17 protein-coding genes are annotated in these 15,255 nt (G+C 56.5%); all 17 read left to right on the top strand.

Annotation, left to right across the window (positions count from 1 at the left end):
• Positions 1–205 precede the first annotated feature (205 nt).
• The 17 genes from F0M18_RS20110 (at position 206) to F0M18_RS08695 (ending at position 15,210) form a co-directional block, all read left to right on the top strand.
• On the top strand, positions 206–364 hold the full coding sequence (locus tag F0M18_RS20110) for a hypothetical protein (protein ID WP_262500888.1): 159 nt from the start codon (positions 206–208) through the stop codon (positions 362–364).
• Positions 357–1,871, top strand: a complete 1,515-nt coding sequence (locus F0M18_RS08770) for a ParB family protein (RefSeq protein ID WP_262500887.1) — start codon at positions 357–359, stop codon at positions 1,869–1,871. Before F0M18_RS20110 ends, F0M18_RS08770 begins: the two co-directional genes overlap by 8 nt.
• On the top strand, positions 1,858–2,460 hold the full coding sequence (locus F0M18_RS08765; protein WP_149611020.1) for a DUF2857 domain-containing protein: 603 nt from the start codon (positions 1,858–1,860) through the stop codon (positions 2,458–2,460). Before F0M18_RS08770 ends, F0M18_RS08765 begins: the two co-directional genes overlap by 14 nt.
• Positions 2,450–3,706: an STY4528 family pathogenicity island replication protein gene (locus tag F0M18_RS08760; protein WP_149611019.1), complete on the top strand. Its 1,257-nt coding sequence runs from the start codon at positions 2,450–2,452 to the stop codon at positions 3,704–3,706. The genes F0M18_RS08765 and F0M18_RS08760 overlap by 11 nt, the downstream gene beginning before the upstream one ends.
• A 154-nt stretch (positions 3,707–3,860) precedes the next feature.
• Positions 3,861–4,601, top strand: coding sequence for a PFL_4669 family integrating conjugative element protein (locus F0M18_RS08755; protein ID WP_223177935.1), 741 nt, complete (start codon positions 3,861–3,863; stop codon positions 4,599–4,601).
• A 434-nt stretch (positions 4,602–5,035) separates the two neighbouring features.
• A complete protein-coding gene (gene parM / locus F0M18_RS08750) occupies positions 5,036–6,112 on the top strand; it encodes a ParM/StbA family protein (protein WP_149611017.1) in 1,077 nt (358 codons plus the stop codon).
• A 189-nt stretch (positions 6,113–6,301) separates the two neighbouring features.
• A complete protein-coding gene (locus tag F0M18_RS08745) occupies positions 6,302–6,727 on the top strand; it encodes a DUF3577 domain-containing protein (protein WP_149611016.1) in 426 nt (141 codons plus the stop codon).
• Between the two features lie 105 nt (positions 6,728–6,832).
• The gene (locus F0M18_RS08740; RefSeq protein WP_149611015.1) at positions 6,833–7,348 is read left to right on the top strand and encodes a JAB domain-containing protein; all 516 of its coding nucleotides are present in this window, start codon (positions 6,833–6,835) and stop codon (positions 7,346–7,348) included.
• Positions 7,349–7,440: 92 nt separating this feature from the next.
• Entirely contained in the window at positions 7,441–7,866 is a 426-nt protein-coding gene (locus F0M18_RS08735; RefSeq protein ID WP_149611014.1) for a DUF6573 family protein, read from the top strand.
• 840 nt (positions 7,867–8,706) lie between these two features.
• Positions 8,707–9,573, top strand: coding sequence for a phage integrase N-terminal domain-containing protein (locus tag F0M18_RS08730; RefSeq protein WP_149611013.1), 867 nt, complete (start codon positions 8,707–8,709; stop codon positions 9,571–9,573).
• A gap of 115 nt (positions 9,574–9,688) precedes the next feature.
• Positions 9,689–10,183 carry a PFGI-1 class ICE element type IV pilus protein PilL2 gene (gene pilL2 / locus F0M18_RS08725; RefSeq protein ID WP_149611012.1) on the top strand — a complete coding sequence of 165 codons (495 nt, stop codon included), beginning with the start codon at positions 9,689–9,691 and terminating at the stop codon, positions 10,181–10,183.
• The gene (locus tag F0M18_RS08720; protein WP_149611011.1) at positions 10,183–10,410 is read left to right on the top strand and encodes a hypothetical protein; all 228 of its coding nucleotides are present in this window, start codon (positions 10,183–10,185) and stop codon (positions 10,408–10,410) included. Before pilL2 ends, F0M18_RS08720 begins: the two co-directional genes overlap by 1 nt.
• Positions 10,411–10,438: 28 nt before the next feature.
• On the top strand, positions 10,439–11,215 hold the full coding sequence (locus F0M18_RS08715) for a TIGR03759 family integrating conjugative element protein (RefSeq protein ID WP_262500886.1): 777 nt from the start codon (positions 10,439–10,441) through the stop codon (positions 11,213–11,215).
• Positions 11,216–11,227: 12 nt separating this feature from the next.
• The gene (locus F0M18_RS08710; RefSeq protein WP_149611010.1) at positions 11,228–11,788 is read left to right on the top strand and encodes a lytic transglycosylase domain-containing protein; all 561 of its coding nucleotides are present in this window, start codon (positions 11,228–11,230) and stop codon (positions 11,786–11,788) included.
• Positions 11,775–12,350: an integrating conjugative element protein gene (locus F0M18_RS08705; RefSeq protein WP_262500885.1), complete on the top strand. Its 576-nt coding sequence runs from the start codon at positions 11,775–11,777 to the stop codon at positions 12,348–12,350. Before F0M18_RS08710 ends, F0M18_RS08705 begins: the two co-directional genes overlap by 14 nt.
• Before the next feature lie 11 nt (positions 12,351–12,361).
• On the top strand, positions 12,362–14,485 hold the full coding sequence (traD, locus tag F0M18_RS08700) for a type IV conjugative transfer system coupling protein TraD (protein WP_149611008.1): 2,124 nt from the start codon (positions 12,362–12,364) through the stop codon (positions 14,483–14,485).
• A complete protein-coding gene (locus F0M18_RS08695) occupies positions 14,479–15,210 on the top strand; it encodes a TIGR03747 family integrating conjugative element membrane protein (protein WP_149611007.1) in 732 nt (243 codons plus the stop codon). The genes traD and F0M18_RS08695 overlap by 7 nt, the downstream gene beginning before the upstream one ends.
• Positions 15,211–15,255: the final 45 nt, after the last annotated feature.

Below are 15,255 nucleotides of genomic sequence, written 5' to 3'. Positions count from 1 at the left end.
TTAGCACAATGATAAACATTTAATTAGCACGAATTCTTGTGGGGTAATAGGCACAGTGCTAATGTTGGTTTGCATGGAGCTAAAGTATTTCTTAAAGATGGCAACCAAAAGGGAGCGGGCGGAAGTTGCTGTCGCTTGCAACGACTCGGTTTCCTACTTGTATCAGATTGCGGGCCAACACCGATATGCCAGTCCGCTGATGGCGATGCAAATTGAGCGATACACCCGCATCGTGGCGGACCACTCTGACGGGCGGCTGAAGCCCGTGCCTCGGGCGAGCATGGTCAGGCATCCGGAGATTTTCTACGGCGTCGAATGTGACTCCGAAGTAGAAGAGACCACGGTGGAAAATGACGATGAATGACAAGTCGCCATCGACCCATGAGGTTTCTCGCGTGGATGTCTCTCGCATCCATCATTATTCCCGTAATCCCCGCCGCCAGCAGAACCCGGAGTACGACCGCATCAAGGCGTCGATTCGGGCCGAAGGCCTGGACCAGCCGCTGGTGCTTTCACAGGAGCCGGGGTCTTCAGAATATGTGCTCCACAGTGGCGGCAATACGCGGCTGACGATACTGCAGGAGCTCTTTGAAGAGACAGGAGGCGAACGGTTCCGCTGGGTCGATTGCGTCATCAAACCCTGGTCGCAAGAATCGAACGTATTGTTTGCCCACCTGCGCGAAAACGAATTGCGTGGGGGCTTACCCTTCATCGACAAAGCCTTGGCGGTATTTGAAGCGAAGTCTCTCCTGGAAAAAGAACTGGCGGAAGAGAATCTGTCCCAGCGTCAACTGGAAGCAATATTCCGGGAAAGGGGATTTGGCCTTAGTCACAGCATGATTTCCAAGATGGGGTATGCCGTTGAGATTCTCTGGCCATTGATGCCGAAAGCCTTGGCCGCTGGATTGGGGCGGCCTCAGGTTGAAAAGATCCGTGCCCTGGAACGTGCAGCCCAAGCGATCTGGGCTCGGCATCGACTGAGCGACAATACGGTTTTCGACAGTGTGTTTGCTGAGTTATGCCGCCGTCACGATGGCCCCGAGTGGGACATCCAGCCGTTGCGCGACGCATTGGAAAATGAGATTGCCGTGGAGTCCGAACAGCATCGTCAGGTGATTCATCTGGAGATGGAGGCCCACCTGGCAGGCCGGCCATTCGAATTTACCGACAACCCTGCCCACCCGGGGGAAGGTCGGCCGGATAGTGGGTTGGAAGCTGAGAACCCAACTGATAAGGCGCAGTGCACAGATAAGCTGATTTCCGATGACCTGCCTTCCGACAGTTCGTCACCGGTGGCTAATAACCACGTCAGGGGTGCGGAGGCGAATACAAAGACTGAGGCCAGCGCAATGGCGAAGGCCAATCCATCTGGCCATCGCAAGGATGTAGATGCATTGCGCCATCAGCTGTGGGACTGCGCCTCGGCGCTGGCGGCAGCGCACGGATTACGTGAGATCGTTATTCAGCTCCCGGATCAAGGTCTGGGCTTCTTGTTGATCGGTGTCCCACCTCAGGATCTGACCGAGACGCTCGACGCGGACATGCTGGCGCTGGTATCTGCGTTGTGGTGGCAGTTGGCGGCGAGTTCGGAGTTGACCATGGCACCGGTTGATAGTGTCCTGGCGTATCTCGATGAGGCCTCCATGCTGCACCAGGCACTGGCATCCCATGATGCCGGATTGCTATTCAATAGCGTCTGGACACCAGATCCCGGTCATCTGAGCAGTCAGCTCTGGCAACAGCTAAACCCGCCGGAGTGGCAGCATTTGCTGCAACTAATGGATGCTTACCGTGCTATCAAACGACTTGCCTACGACCGAGGCATCGAGTTGTGGGTATCCGACCAGGGTGATGGCGATGTCGTCCAATAAAGAGGCGGATCTCACCACCGCCGTTCTGTTATATGCCATGCGATGTCTGGCGGAGGGGGACCAGCAAGCGCTACGGGCGATGAATTTTGGCCCCAAAGAGCTGGATGCCCTGAAAACAATGAGCCTGGCTGATCTCTATCGGGTCGATACGCTGCGGGTGCACTGCCTGCAGATCATTCTCAATCGGGATGTCTTCTGGCCGATGCTGGAGCACCTGCAGCATCAGCGAGAATCCGAAGATCTGCAGCGTGAATTGCTGGTTGCCGACGCGCCATTGGAGATGATGCAACAGCTGTTCGGATTGAGTTCGCGGGAATACACCCGCTGGCGCCGGTTGTTGACGCTGGCGCCGGCGGTAGGCAGGCCGCCCGAGCTGGACGAAGCGGATACCCACAGACTCTGGTATGCCTGGCAAGAACGCCTGACTGCGGAAGACAAAAGCGCCTTGGCCGCTGCGGACTATCTCGACCTCCAGCGACAAACGGGTATCGGGCTGCGATCGCTGTGGGCGCTGGTGCAGCGTTGGGAAACGTACGGTGAAAGCGTCGGCTGCATACCTGCCGAGCGGGTTGCCGAGAATGGCCCATGATGAGGACGGATTGCGTCCAGAAACCGTTGCGCTCGACGCACTAATCAAGGCGACCATTGCCAAAGTTCGGGCGGAAAGTGATCCATCGTCGCCGGATACCATGTTGTTTGTGGGTAACTGGCATCAGGCCGTACCCGCCATGGTCATCCAGGATCCGGTACTGGAGCCGGTCGACAAGCTGGTATGGATGGTCATCATGCTTCATGCCCGGGAGACCGGTGGGCGAACGGCCTTTCCTGATTACGATACCATTGCCACAAAAACCAACGTTTCTTCCACTTCTACGGTCTCGCGCGCCATAGCCATACTTCGCCTTACGCGTTGGCTGACCTTGTGCGCCAAAGTGCGGCAGAAGAGCGGTCGCTTCACCGGTAATGTCTACAGCCTCCATGATGAGCCTTTGCCGCTAGCGGATGCCCTGTACCTGGATGAGGCCTACATGGCCTTTGTCACACAAACCCAGGAGCACCACCATGCACAGGTGCGGCGAGTGGCCGAGGCGGTGTTAGCGAGTCTGGATAGGGATATTCAACAGGGAGAATACCTCGGCCGGCAGGAGTCAGCCATCGAGCGTCGCTTGCAGGCCGCTCGGCAACTCTCAGAGAGCCGCGGAAACCACGACCAACAAGGTCGCTATTTCACATTTAATGCCGCTAGCCTCGATCAGCTGAATAAGTCGTCCGAAACCAGAATAGCTGGGCAATCCGACCAGCACCAAAATTCAAAGGCGGGGGCACAAGAACACTACGGTAGTCGTTGTAGTAGTGATTATAAAAAAACAACTACAACAACCACTACACCAAATACCAACAATGAGAGACAAGGATTTTCAGAATCCAATCAACCCATACCCCTGCCATCGGATCAAGCACTGATTTATCCACCGCGACTGACAGAGAACCAGAAACACCTGGCGGATCGGTATCTTGCGATGATTGACCCTGATGATCGTCAGCTGGTGCTCGATGAACTCCAGGGCCGACTAGCGTCTGAGCAAAAAGGTATGAAACCGGTATATGACGAGCTGCGTTTTTTACACTCCCTGTGTAAGGCCGCCCAACAAGGCGAGTTCGTGCCTAATCTTGGCATCAAAGTGGTTGAAGCCAGGCAGGAACGTATACATCACCCGCCGCGACCCGAGGACGAGGCCCGAAAGGCCAAAACTACTGAGGAACGAGAACGTTCCCAGGCCTATGGCCGGGAGCAGCTGGCCAAGCTGCGAGCTTCGTTGAATGATGACACCTGAATCCTTTGCCGCCCCGCTCTGGTGTTTCCACTGGAACCACTTGTTCCGTCACCCATGAAAGCCACGCACTGGTCGGGTGGATATCCCATGGTCTCGTGCTACGAATCGTGGGTTCATAGCACGACAGAAACAAGCTTGCATGGGAGCGATGTCAATGAGTTCAGGCGCCGAGCAGCCCCACCAAACCAAGGATTCTCAACTACCTGGGACAGAGCTGGGTGCACTGCAGGGTGACGTCTGGTTGACGATCCAGACGTACCAGGCTCAGGGCCTCATTCGAGGTCGACGGGCTGCCGATGGCAAGCCCGCTATCATCGGCCTGATCGGGTTCGCTGATCGCCTGAAATCCCTATGGCATGCCATTCGCTTCGACGACCCCTACGCAGACTGGTGGTTGCTGAAAGTGGAGGAGGGTATTGCCGATATCCGTGCTCAGCTTGGGGGCTTGCAGCAAAGGATGGCTGCGCTTATGGCAACACCCAGCAGCTCGCTGGAGTTTGTTGTGGCGCAATCGAGCCGGCCCCAGCGCGTATCGTTGCAGTTTGCCAACCCCTACGCCTTTCGTGCGGCGCAGTTGCTGGGCGAGTATGACCAGTTGATGTGTGCAGATAGGACCTTGCGTCATCTGGGTATCGAGATGCCCACGGATCTGGTCGAGCAGGTCGCGGGTAGTGGCCGCTGGGTGCGCCGGATTTTTGCGTTGCCACTGGGGTATCACTGCCTGGATATCTGCCGACAGGACATTCGACAGCAAACACCCATGGCCATCAGGGCAAGGGAGCGGATGGGTGACCTACCGGACGACATCCTGCGCGGTGAGCGACTACCTGCCCTGCGCCCGGTGGTGTATCGACAAATCGAAGGCAGCGCTCGCCAGGCCGGAGATGGGGCTTAGTCGCCATGGGCGCCAGCTCGCTTCAGCAGATCAGTCTATCCCTCGATCGGCGGATACCCCTCGAAGCGATTCTGTTACAGCGCTTACAGCGTCTACCCAGGGACAGGCAAAACGAGTGGTTGAGGCAACTTCTTTCAGTGGGGTTTCGCAGTGAATGCCAGGTCATCAAATCTGAGCAAATTTTGCCCGCCCCCAATTTGATCTCGCGGGCGTGGAGTACGCACACCGTGATGGAGGGTTGTCACCCAATCGACACGGACAATCACCATTCTGCGGATACGCCCGCCGAAGAAAGCAGACAACGTCACGTATTTGCTCAGACTGATCCAAACCCCGTTCCAATATCCAATGACCCTGTCGGTAAGCCCTTTGCCCACCTGAGACGAGTGATCGGCGAATAATGACACCTAAATACAGAAGCCAGGATGTACTCCATGACTGAACTAACCGATGAAAAATATGTTGACGATGAATTGAAAGACCCCATGGAAGTCGTTTCGGTAGGCCTGGATGACGGCTATGCGTACACCAAAGTGGCGCTGCCGGACGGGCGTCTTGTGGCGGTGCCGTCCCGGGCGCGGATGGGGTCAGCGGGTGTCACCTGGATTCGGGAGGAGGAGCAGAAGATCTACGAATACGAAACCGAGGGCAGCGTGTACTCCGTTGGCGCGGTGGATGGTGAGCCCACCCAATTCAATGAATACCCGGGTTCGGCATTGAACAGGGTGATCGTTCAACATGCATTACACCAAGCGGGCCTTTCGGGCCGATCTGTGCACGTGGTCACCGGATTACCGGTCTCTGCTTTCTACCGCAATGATGGTCAGCAACGGCGACAGGCGATCAAGGCAAAGAGAGATGGCTTGAAATTGTCGGTAGAGCCTGTCGTTTCGCACACGTCAGCACAGCGAACACTCAAAGCCAGTATAGCGTTCCACGAGGTCATTCCGGAGGCTTTGGCTGCCTGGTATGACTTCGTGATCGTCACCTCCGACGATGGCGTGACGCTTGATGCCGATCGCGTCAACGCGCCCATTGCCATTGTCGACATCGGTGGCCGGACGACTGACTATGTGGTGGTCCGGGATCAGGGCATAGTCCACGAATCGTCGGGCTTTCTGAATCGCGGCATGCTCAATGTCAAGGTGCGTGTGGCGAACGGTATTCAGCAACAATTTGATGTCGATGAGCTGGGTGAGCAAAGCATTGCCAGGGCTGTTGAAACGCACAGATTACGACTTCATGGGAAGGATCACGATGTCTCTGACCTGGTGAAGGAGGCGAAACGGGAGTTGGTGGAAGGGCTCTACACGGAAACACGCCGCAAGCTCGGACTTGGGGTGGAGCTGGATCGGGTGTTGTTCGTCGGGGGTGGCAGTGCGGCATTGTCTGACGATATTGCTAACTGGTTTCCCAATCAGACAATTGCCGACCATGCCGCCTTTGCTAATGCACGTGGCATGCTCAAGTACCTGCAGTTCGTCTGCAATGTCCCCGCGAGGGAGGCGTAACGACTTTGTACGTGGCCACTGCGGTCTCAGTGGCAAAGAAGATGTCATCGGATTGTGTAAGCGACATCGCGGTTTTACCGTCAATCCAACGTCTGGGCTTGCCCTGACTTTACTCACCCTGCCGGGAAACGACTTCCCGCCAGGGAATCGCGTTCTCCGGCATTCAATAATGTTCAAGGAGAATGTGTCATGACCAGTAGACAAACTACGTCTGAAAAACCGAAGTATTTCGATCTTGATATACACGGCATCGGTTATCTCAACCGTGTACGCGAAGTAACGCCAGAGAACGGATTTCCCTTTCTCAGTGTCACAATCGCAGCACTGCGAGGGCCAACCGACAACGTCCAACATACCCATTTTGATTGTGTGGTATCGGGCGAGGAAGCGAAGGACCTGGTACGCCAGCTGATACCTGCGGTCGAAGCCGACATGAAAGTGTTGGTGGGTTTTCACCTCAGTGATCTGCAGGCTCAAACGTTTACCTTTAAACAGGGCGAACGTGCAGGTACGACAGGTGTTGGCTTGAAGTCTCGTCTACTGCGATTCCAATGGATCAAGGTAGACGGTAAGGCATTCCTGGGAACGTCAGCGACTAGCAGCGCCGTCGCCTAACCGCAATACCTGGCAGCATCCACCGATGCTGCCAGTCTTCCAACCTAGCGAGGAAACCTATTCCTCGCGGGATTGGTCTCCCCGCGCCTTTAAAGGAGACCAGTCATGGCTTCGAAATCATCGCCTGCAAAGGCAAGAAATAAAAACCGTTTGGCGGCGCTAAAGATCGCATCGCTGAACGATCTGGAAAAGCAATCCCTGTTGGAACTAGCCCTCGCAGTTTTGGGGGAGATGCATCGACCAGGAACCGAGCTGCCCAGCCCCAATCGTACCCGTGAATATTTGCGGATGTTGTTGGCGGATAGGAAAGCGGAAGTGTTTGGTTGCGTGTATCTGGATAACCGGCATCAGGTCATCGAGGCCACCGAGCTGTTTCAAGGCACGATTGACGGCGCATCGGTGTACCCCCGTGTGGTGGTGCAGCAGGCGCTGACCCTCAATGCTGCTGCGGTGCTGTTTTTTCATAATCATCCGAGCGGTGTCGCTGAACCCAGTCATTCTGATAAGGCGATAACCCAGCGGTTGAAAGATGCTCTGGCACTGGTGGACATCCGTGTGCTGGATCATTTCATCGTGACTTCCGCTGAATCGCTATCGTTTGCCGAGAGCGGATTACTTTAACAGCCGTTTACTCAATCCATTGGGGAGTCCCTGCTTCCCAATGGGAAGGAGGTGCTTCCTGAGTTTCAGTTAATTTCCTCATGGAGAATCTTATGAAAACTAAATCAAGCGAATCGATTGTGGACGTCTTTGGTCCTGTGGTTTCAAGTTACAGCCGAGCACAGGCTATTGATGACGGCGTCTTGGTCGATGTCACCAGCACGGCGCGTGAAGCCGGTTTCAAGTGGCCGGCGGCACTGACGCGTGCGGCCTGGTACGATTGCGTTGCCTGGACTGATGGGGATAGCCGTTCTCAGGTTCACCAGGACGAGGCCGGTCGTTTGTGGGACGTGTTGTTTATGGCGTACTACGCTATTCGAACGGCCACGACTCCCGGTGATCGGTTATCCTTCTCGTTGTATCGAGTGCCCAGAGACGGACACTCGATAGAAGACGAGGAGGTGAGTTTGAAACTGATAGCTGGCCCCGGCGATGCCGGAGAACCGGTCGTCACGATCATGCTGCCAAATGAAGATTAATAGCGCCGATAAGACTCGGCTCCTTGCCCTGGCCACTTGGGATAAAGTGGCGCCTTCTCTCTGCCGACACACCAATCCGCTCAATACCTCCTCCACCTGGAAGTGCCAACACCTAACCTATCCTTTATTTTTGCCTTGGTTCCACTGTAACCACGGATCGATTAATGTTGCCTGCTCGACCCCCATGACAGGTCGAAGACCTGGCGAGGGGGTTGATTCGCACGAAGCCCTCGTCACTGGCAAGCGAAGCGGGGTAGTGACGAGGGCGGCGGAGCCCGGAAAGACAACGGCTTGCGCTCGAATTGACGCGTTCGGTGCGAATTCAGTCTGGCTATACTGGCGGCCACGAATCGCGAACAGCTTCATACGCGGCCACGGCGGTAACGTGGATGGGGGAAGTTGCCCTCGCCATCCAAAATGGCATAAGCAGCGACAGCGTCGATAGAGCTTGAAAGACGCGCAGCCCCGGGCTGCAGCTCATCTTCAACACTTCTTCAACAGCAGGACGTCGTCCTCGCTTCAATCTGGCTTTCGCCACGTCAAATTCGGCTGGCAAGCAGCCGACTCTCGACCCGCCGTTACATTGACGGTTTCTTTCAACACGCGGACCGATGGTTCCGCCAATTAAACAGGAGGTGAAACACTCACCATCAAGAAAGGCTCTTCGAGCCTTTGGTTTACCCGGCACCATCTTCAGCAGAAGAGCAGCCAGGTTGCCTGCGACCAGGCTTATCAGGTCGAACGGGGAGTAGTGTCCCTTGACCCTTCCGCCTCGGCGGACCCTGCCAGGCTACGTGCCTGCGGTTGGTCACAAACACTTACCAGACTGGAAAGTACACGATGAGAGACCTGAACTACCAATTGAAACAATTGTGCAAACGCAACCGCGATGGCAGTTACAGCACACAAGCCAATCGTGCGCGTATGCTCAACCAGATCGCCAATCAGTTGCACGAAATGGGATATCGGCGTATGACAACCCGATCCCTGAAGCCCAAGCATGTGGATGCCCTCGTGAAGCGATGGCTCAGTGAGGGTATGGCCCCCGGCACCATCAAGAATCGCATGAACTGCCTGCGGTGGTGGGCGGCGAAAGTGGATCGGCGCAATGTCATTGCCCGCTCAAATGAGTTCTACGGCATCCCCGATCGGCAATTTGTCAGCAACAAGTCCAAGGCTGTCGCGGTAGACAACCTAGCGCTGTCGAACATTCAAGACGATTATGTGCGCATGAGCCTGGAGCTGCAGCGTGCATTCGGCTTACGACGGGAAGAAGCGATCAAATTTGCGCCCGGTTATGCCGATCAAGGTGATCACATTCGGCTGAAGGCCTCCTGGACTAAGGGTGGTAAGACGCGAGTCCTGCCGGTGCTCAGTCAGGAACAGCGCGCCGTACTGGATCGTGCGCATCGTTTGGCCAGTGGCGGGTCCCTGATTCCCCCACAGAAAAGCTACATCCAGCAGCTACGAACCTACGAGCGCCACACCACGCAAGCCGGTTTGTCGAAACTGCATGGCTTGCGTCATGCCTACGCCCAGTCACGCTATCAGCAGTTGACGGGATGGGCGTGTCCTGCGGCCGGTGGGCCGATCGCCAGCAGCCTGAACACTGCGCAACGACAGCAGGATCATCAGGCACGACTCACCGTCAGCCGCGAATTAGGGCACGCCAGAGAGCAGATTAGCGCCGTCTATCTAGGCAGATAGTTCTTGGGACGTAGGCGTTTCGCAGAAAAGCCGACACCCTCAGGGCGGATTAACCATTCAAGTATGACCGTCTGATGGCGATCATGAGACCAGTCATCATCAACGAGGGCAAAATATGGTCTCCCTCCAACATCATCGCGTTCCACATCTGCTGACAATACTGTTGTGCTGGTCGGGCCTTGTCATCTTCAGCAACTCGGCATTGGCGGGGCAGCAGCTCAGTTCAGTGGTGGATTCGCACGCTCAGGTTGGGCGCTATTCAGTCATCGCTGTAAGGCCCACGGCCGGACAGCAAGATCTGTTGTCCGTGGCGAGGGCGATCACCATCCCGAGCAACATCAAGCGTGTGGGTGACGCCCCGGACTGGCTGTTGCACGATTCCGGCTACCGCCTGGCAGACGATGCTGTTCTGTCAGAGGAAGTCGTCGCTATGTTCGACCTGCCGTTGCCCGCTGCGCACCGCCAATTCGAGCCTATGCCGCTCAATGCCGTGCTGGGGCAGATGGTGGGGCCTGCGTTTCGCATCGTTGAGGATACGGTACATCGCCTAATCGCATTTGAGCGCTGTAAGGATGCGTCGGATCCCATGTCGATAGGAGGAACACAGTGATGGAAGCATTTTCCCTGGCCATTGTCTTGGTAACAGTATTGCTCGTTGGTGTTGATTCGGGGCGAGTTGATCCGACTCAGCACTCTACTGGTGTTGAAGCCGGCACGAATGATCGGGTAGCCACTGGCCAATCTTCGGGCCACGTTTGCGATCCAGCGCGCCAAACCATCGTTCAGCGCGATCTGACGGTAGTGGTCGATCAGCGGGTCAATGATGATGGCCACTGAGCGTAGGAAGCGAAAATCGAGTGTCGGGATGATCGGATTCTGGCTGTGCATTACATTGCCAGTAAACGCGGTTAACGGACAGACATTGGAATCGCAATCCTCGAAAACACTGGCTATCGAGCAATCCGCGACTCAACAAATCGAATCTCAAACTTTTCGCGCCGAACAGTGGGGGTTGGATCTGACGGAGTGGCAGCGTTACAAATTCCTGATGCAGGGGATTCGGGGCAGTGTCAGCCCGGCAACACTGTCGCCCATCGAAGTCTTGGGCATCCACGCGCGTAATTCCGACGAGCGCCGCCGCTACGCGGAACAGTGGGCCGTTATGATGCGTGATGACGCCGAGCGGATTCTGGCCTTTCAGCGCGCCTACGACGACGCCCAGCGGCACCTGTTTCCCAACGGCTTATTGATCGATGCCAATGCCCTGGCGTCGGTGGCCCATCAGGGTGGAACAGAGAACGTGACGTGGCAGCCCGATGACCGGGTGTTGTTCTTTACCGAGACGCAGTGCCCACACTGTGACGCCGTGTTGGAGCGATTGGTCAGCCAGATCAAACAATTCGGCGGCATCGACTTTTATCTGACCGATGTGCCGGCCGGTGAGGAATCCCGTATACGCGACTGGGCGGTGGCAAAACAGATAGATCCCCAATGGGTCAGCGATCACAAGATTACCCTGAACATCGATGCTGGCGCGTTCCACCAGGTCGCCGTCCATACAGGTCAACAGAGTCAGGATCTGCCGGTACTGATACTGCGCCGGGAGGGTCAATTGGCCCCCTTGCCAGTTTCACAGTTTTAGCGTGCGCCAATCATGACTAGCCGGTTGATTTCGGTCGGGTTTGTCAGCCTATTGTGGTGGTCGACGGGTGCGCAGTCGCAACTGGTACCAGCAGGGTATCGTCAGGTCGCAGGCGAATACGGTCTACCAGCGGCACTACTCTATGCGGTAGCCCTGACAGAGAGCGGTCAGAGCTCGTTCAGCCTTGGACAATATCGGCCTTGGCCATGGGTACTCAATATTGACGGTGTTGGGCACTACTTCCCATCCCGCCAGGAGACATGGCATGCACTGCAGATGGCATTGGCAGGAACTGATGCCTCGGTGGATATCGGGCTGATGCAGATCAGTTGGCGCTACCACCGGTCGGCCTTGGGTTCACCCTGGCAGGCGCTGGATCCCTACCACAACCTCCGAGTGGCCGCCGCTCTACTGCGGGAATGTTTCGCCGAGCGCCGCAAGTGGATGGAGACTGCCGGCTGTTATCACGCGCCCAATGATCCAGCTCGCGCAGACAGATATGGCAGACGGGTCGAACAACGATGGACGCAGTGGATCGATAGTACGCGGGAGGTGCCCGTTGATTCTCCGTAATCGAATACTGTTGCGGACCTTTGGGTTCGGATTACTACTTTCTCTCGCTGTGGGTCCCAATGCACGCGCCGAGTTAACGGTAATTTATGACAACGGTCAAACGTGGCCAATAGCGCCCTTGCTTGATCCGCTTCTGGTAGAGGAAACACCATCGACCGATCCCGCCGCAAACGCCCCCCTGAATCCATCGGCCAGATACGGTCCGGCAATACTGAGCAACCTATTGCCGGTGCGTTCACCCGGGCTGAGTGTCGGAAATGTCACTACCAGTACACTAAATCCCGAGGTGATGGCCCGGCTCGCGCAGGGCAATCCACGGCCGTTTTTTCTGATTGGATCGGATACGGTGTCGTTGCAATGGCTGAACTCGCACCGGAACACACTAAAGCGTCTGGGGGCGGTGGGTCTCTTGATACAAGCCGAGACTGAGGCCGATATACGACAGGTAGCGGATGTGGCGCAAGGCTTACCCATCACCTTGGGGTCCGGGGGTGATCTGGCCGTCGCGCTGGGTATTGATCGCTATCCGGTATTGATTACCAGTGACAGCATCCGGCAATGAGCACGCATCCCATGGAAGCACTGTTGCGGCCTCCGGTAGAGCTGTGGTCTACCGTTACTGCATTTGCGGCTGGGATTCTGGCCTGGTTGGCACCCTGGGCGTTGATGATGCCACCGGGAATCGCGATGGCCACCGGTGCGACTTTCATCAGTTTCGGAATTTGGCGGGGCCGCCAGGCCTGGCGCGTACTGCGCTACCAACACCACATGAAGCGGCTACCGGAATATAGAGTGCGGGCAGGCCAGATTCCTGTCAGTCGTCATAAGTTGTTCTTGGGAAAAGGTTTTCGCTGGACCCAGCAACACACACAACGGCTGCGCGATACCCTGAAGCCGGAGGTTCAGCGTTACGTTCAGCCGGGCGCGCTCTACCAGTGGGCCAGGCAAAAGGAAGTAGCCTGGGAGTCAATCCCCGTACTGTCAATATGGGCCAAAGGCTTGCGCAGCCGCTCCCGCTGGAATCCACTGGCACCGTTACCCGCGGTCGGCGGCAAGCCAGCGCTGCATGCAGTTGAACCACAAGAGCAACCTGTGTGGATGGACCTCGGGGAGCGGGTCGGGCACACGCTTGTGCTGGGCACCACGCGCGTCGGCAAGACACGATTGGCCGAATTGCTGATCAGCCAGGATATCCGGCGGGGCGATGTCGTCATCGTCTTCGATCCCAAAGGGGATGCTGACCTGCTGCGCCGCGTCTATGCCGAGGCCAAGCGGGCCGGCCGCCTGGACGATTTCTATCTCTTTCATCTGGGCTTCCCCGAACTGTCGGCACGTTACAACGCTATCGGAAATTTCTCACGAATCACTGAGGTCGCCACCCGTATCGCCAATCAATTGCCGAACGAGGGCAACTCCGCGGCGTTCAAGGAATTCGCCTGGCGTTTTGTCAACATCATTGCACGGGCGCTGGTGGCGCTGAAGCGGCGGCCGGACTACCAACAGATACGCCGCTATATCAATGACATCGAACCCTTGTTTGTGGAATATGCTGGCCATTGTGCCGAAGTGGCTGGCATTGAAGCCTGGTCGTCTCTGGTAGAAGAGCGCGCAGGGGATATCAAGGAGCGCAATCTGCCTAATGCGCTGCGCGGGCGGTCGATGGAAGCCATCGCCTGTATGCGCTTGTTGCAGGAGAATGCAATTTACGACCCTGTTCTGGATGGTCTTATTTCGGCCTTTAAATACGACAAGACCTATTTCGATAAGATTGTCAGCTCCGTCGGCCCGCTGATGGAGAAACTGACCACCGGCACTATCGCAGCGCTGATCTCGCCGGATTACCAGGATGAGCAGGATACAAGGCCGATCTTCGAGTGGATGGAGGTAGTCCGGCGCAAGGGTATTGTCTATGTCGGGCTCGATGCGTTGACAGACACCACCGTGGCCAGCGCGGTCGGCAATTCCATGTTTGCCGATCTGGTATCCGTAGCGGGCTATATCTACAAGCATGGCGTGGCGGCCAATGGTACGGATGCGCCAGATACGGATACTACAGCGCAATCGACTCCCACGATCTCCCTCCACGCCGATGAGTTTAACGAACTGATCGGTGATGAATTCGTGCCGTTGTTGAACAAGGCGGGTGGCGCCGGTTTTCAGGTCACGGCCTATACCCAGACCTGGTCGGACGTTGAGGCGCGTATCGGTAATAGAGCCAAGGCAGGCCAGGTGGCTGGTAACTTCAATACTATGCTGATGCTGCGGGTGAAAGAGCTGGATACGGCCGCTATGCTGACCGATCAGCTGCCCCGGGTGGAGGTCTTCACCCTGATGAGCGTTTCCGGTGTCGATGATTCATCGGATCCCGGTTCCGGGGTCGACTTCAAATCCCGGAATGAAGATCGGATCAGCGTCTCGGAAGTGCCGATGCTGACTGCGGCTGATATGGTCACGCTTCCCAAGGGGCAGGCCTTCGCGCTGTTGGAAGGGGGGCAACTCTGGAAAATTCGTATTCCGTTGCCAGATGGCCGCGCTGATCCTGCTATGCCGAGCGATTTTGAGGAGATGGCCGATGCCATGCGGCGCAGCTACGTCACCAACGATCACTGGTACCGGATGACTGAGCGCTGGTGGCACGCCGTCTCCAAGGCGGCGGGGGAGCCCACGGCTTCCGGTGGCTCAGCCTGTGCATGGTAGAACCAGCCGATCCTCGCCGATCCCTAGCCCGCCCTGGCACAGTCTCCCGGGTGTTGACGGGCATCGCCCAGTGTCTGAAGTGGCTGATCATTTCCCTGGCCTTTTCCATCCTGATCGAATGGGTTGGTATGACGTTCTGGTGGGAGGAGCAGGGCGTGGCGCACAGCCGACAAATGCTGGTGAACGAGCTGCAGTTCCTCGGCACAGATTTCCATAGAAGCTGGTTGACCGCACACCCCATGCAATTCGCCAGTGATTTATCGGAAAGCTTCTACACTATCGCCTTTGAGTGGACTGGGATCGTAGATCTTATCCGGTGGATAACGCCAATTCCGTCTAACGAAGAGCCAGGTGTGCGCCCCGTACTTCACCGGCTCTATCTGCCTGTAGCCGACTATGTGCTGGCTGGGATGCAGATCACCCAGGTGTTTGCTGTGCGACTCGCCATTCTGACGCTCGCTACACCGGTATTTGGGCTGTTCACCCTGGTGGCGCTGGTGGATGGACTAGTGCGACGGGACTTGCGGCGCTGGCGCGGGGGTCGGGAAAGCTCATTCGTCTATCACTACGCTAAAAAAGCCGCCATACCCGTAATTATCATCGCCTGGGTGCTGTACCTGGCGCTTCCGTTCAGTTTGCACCCATCCTGGATCATCTTGCCGTTTGCCCTGGCTTTTGCCTTTGCCGTGACCATCACGGCCAGTACCTTCAAAAAGTATATCTGATACAGTTGACTGTATTGTTACAGTTTGTTAGCCTGTATCTAAGCA

The sequence above is a fragment of the Pseudohalioglobus sediminis genome (assembly GCF_008370495.1).
Classification (GTDB): domain Bacteria; phylum Pseudomonadota; class Gammaproteobacteria; order Pseudomonadales; family Halieaceae; genus Halioglobus.
Note: the sequence above shows the minus strand (reverse complement) of the source record. Positions and strands in the feature narration are given on the sequence as shown.